This window comes from Alkalibacterium indicireducens, from assembly GCF_039522005.1.
Classification (GTDB): Bacteria; Bacillota; Bacilli; order Lactobacillales; family Carnobacteriaceae_A; genus Alkalibacterium; species Alkalibacterium indicireducens.
In genome coordinates this window covers 27,180-29,793 of the sequence record NZ_BAAADA010000014.1, presented here as the reverse complement: position 1 = coordinate 29,793, position 2,614 = coordinate 27,180, and the positions used below count along the sequence as shown (strand labels likewise).

Here is a 2,614-nt window from a genome sequence, read left to right as displayed (position 1 = left end):
AGAATCTTTCAGGTGCAAAATTGTGTAGTTTATCGCTGCAATGTTGTGTAGAAAAGTCTTGCAAAATACAACTACTAAGTATAACACTTTAGGTAATGTTCATGAAGAGAAGAATTAAAGTCTAGCTTCAATTTCTGTAGTTTTTGTAAGTATGTTTAAATACTGTTATATACCAAGCTTTTTTTTGTTATAATTGATCAAACACATTTAGGAGGTTGAGTATGAAAGAGAATTTTCATGTTCACAACTACTCATTAAATAATTTACTTAATTATGTGGAAACAGATACAATAGCGGTTCCCGAAATACAACGCCCATTTGTGTGGAAAGCTAAACAAGTGAGAGATCTTATTGATTCATTGTATAATGGGTACCCTATTGGCTACTTAATTACATGGTCAAAACCTAATGTTAGGACACGCCATGGTCAAGTATCAAGTGGTCATCAATTACTGATAGATGGTCAGCAAAGGATTACTGCTTTAATGGCCGCTGTAATGGGGAGAGAAGTAATCAATAAGAAATATCAAGAAAAACGAATTAAGATAGCATTCAATCCATTAGCTGAAGATGATGAAGAAGCTTTTGCAGTTCAAACTCCTGCCCATGTTAAAAGTTCCAATTGGATACCTGACATTTCTGTTTTAATGAATGGGAGTTTTGACCCCTATATCTTTATTCCAGAATACTGTGAAAAAAATAGCGGCATATCTCCACAGGAAGTGTCACCAAAGATTCAGCAGCTAATCAATATCAAAAATATTCAAGTTGGAATTATCCAGTTATCGAACGAGTTAGAAATTGAAGAAGTAACAGAGATTTTTATTAGAATCAACTCTAAAGGGACTACGCTTAACCAAGCGGATTTTGCTATGTCAAAAATCTCTTCTGAAGATAAACTTAATGGTGCTATAATTCGTAACGCCATTGATTATTTCTGTCATGCTTTTGAAGATTCTTCTTTCTATAAGTACATCACAAGTAAAGATAAGAAATTCTCCAGTTCAGAATATTCTCGTTATGTAAAGTGGGTATCAGACAAAAGTAATAATCATATTTATACTCCAAACTACAGTGACATATTACGAGTTTCATTCATGTCTCAATTTAAAAAAGCTAAACTTTCAGATTTAGTCAGTCTTCTTTCGGGTAGAGACTTCAAGCATAGGACTTTCTTAGAAGAAATTGCAGAAGACAGTTTTAAAAAACTTGAACTGGCACTGCATAACACAATGAATGAACACAATTTTAAAAGCTTTGAATTGACTTTACAATCTGCAGGATTCGTAAATAGTAAATTGACTAACTCACAATTGACATTAAATTTTTCCTATGCACTTTACTTAATTTTAAAAAAAGACTCTTCTATGAACAAAATGGAAATTACTAATTTTATTCAGAAATGGTATGTTCTTACTACCCTTACAAGTCGCTATATTGGTTCGCCAGAAACTACGATGAATAGAGACTTACGTTTAATTCAAGAAAGAGGATTTATAGAATTTTTCAAAGAAGTTGAAAGCGCAGAGCTTTCTGATACTTTTTGGGATGTTGGGTTAGTTCAAAACATGGAAACTAATTCAGCAAATAGCCCCTACTTTAATGTTTATAAAGCAGCAATGATACGCTCTAATAGTCAAGGGTTCCTAACAAAAGGAGTCAACACTAAAGATTTACTTGATATTATTGGAGATATTCATCACATTTTTCCAAAAAATTACTTACAGAAGAATGGATTTGATAATAGAAATGAGTATAATCAAATAGCTAATTATACTTTTCTATTTAGAGAAGCTAACATTCAAATTGGAAATAAATCTCCTAATGAATATATGAGAACAATTATAAATCAGATAAGTTCTAAAGAAACTGTTATTGGTGATATCATTGAAGAAAGTGATTTAAGAATAAATTTGGATCAGAACAGTATTCCGCAGGACCTACATGCTATGGATGCTACAGATTATCTAGAATTTCTAAAAATTCGCCGAAAATTGATGGCTGAAAAAATTAAGGAGTATTATTATTCTCTTTAGATAACCATCTTAATCAGGTAATATTACCTATATTGAATAATATCGAATTAAATACTAAAAGCAGTCTATATCTGATAATTTTAGATATAGACTGCTTTTATATGCATAGATATTGAATTCTGCTTTCTATAATCATAGTATTAAATAACTATATAAGAATTCGATGTAGTGATTAAGATTGAAGATCTGATAATGATACTAGTAGAAACCTACTTCCTTTCTTAATGAATGTCACTCCTGTATTTTGATTATTAGTGTTTATAGCAAACTTAAACAATAGTTGAAATAATCTAATTTGCTTATGCAAGTCTATTATATCTGCTCCTCGGTATCCACCTTCGAATTGTCCAGTGTAGATTTGTTTTGACGCTTCTGAACGAATGACTCCATCCCTTCATCTTTTAGGAACTGACTGAATGGTAAAAGTTCCTCTGCTTCGTACCGTTCTTTAAATGCGCGAATCTCTTCTTCTGAATATAAGGCTGGATCTAATTCCAGTGCTTCAGCCGGTATCGGACGATCATCAGTGATTTTTACATTAATGACTACTGTCTTTCCGGATTTCTCTAAATCAACAG

General features: G+C 31.8%; 1 protein-coding gene and 1 pseudogene. One reads left to right on the top strand and one right to left on the bottom strand.

Annotated elements, in window-relative coordinates:
- Positions 1 to 221 precede the first annotated feature (221 nt).
- Positions 222 to 2,036 carry a GmrSD restriction endonuclease domain-containing protein gene (locus ABFX15_RS00945; RefSeq protein WP_346023687.1) on the top strand — a complete coding sequence of 605 codons (1,815 nt, stop codon included), beginning with the start codon at positions 222 to 224 and terminating at the stop codon, positions 2,034 to 2,036.
- Positions 2,037 to 2,348: 312 nt separating this feature from the next.
- On the opposite strand, the pseudogene ABFX15_RS00940 reads toward ABFX15_RS00945, so the two are convergent.
- Positions 2,349 to 2,614 (bottom strand): annotated as a pseudogene (locus ABFX15_RS00940) (hypothetical protein); the annotation flags it as partial.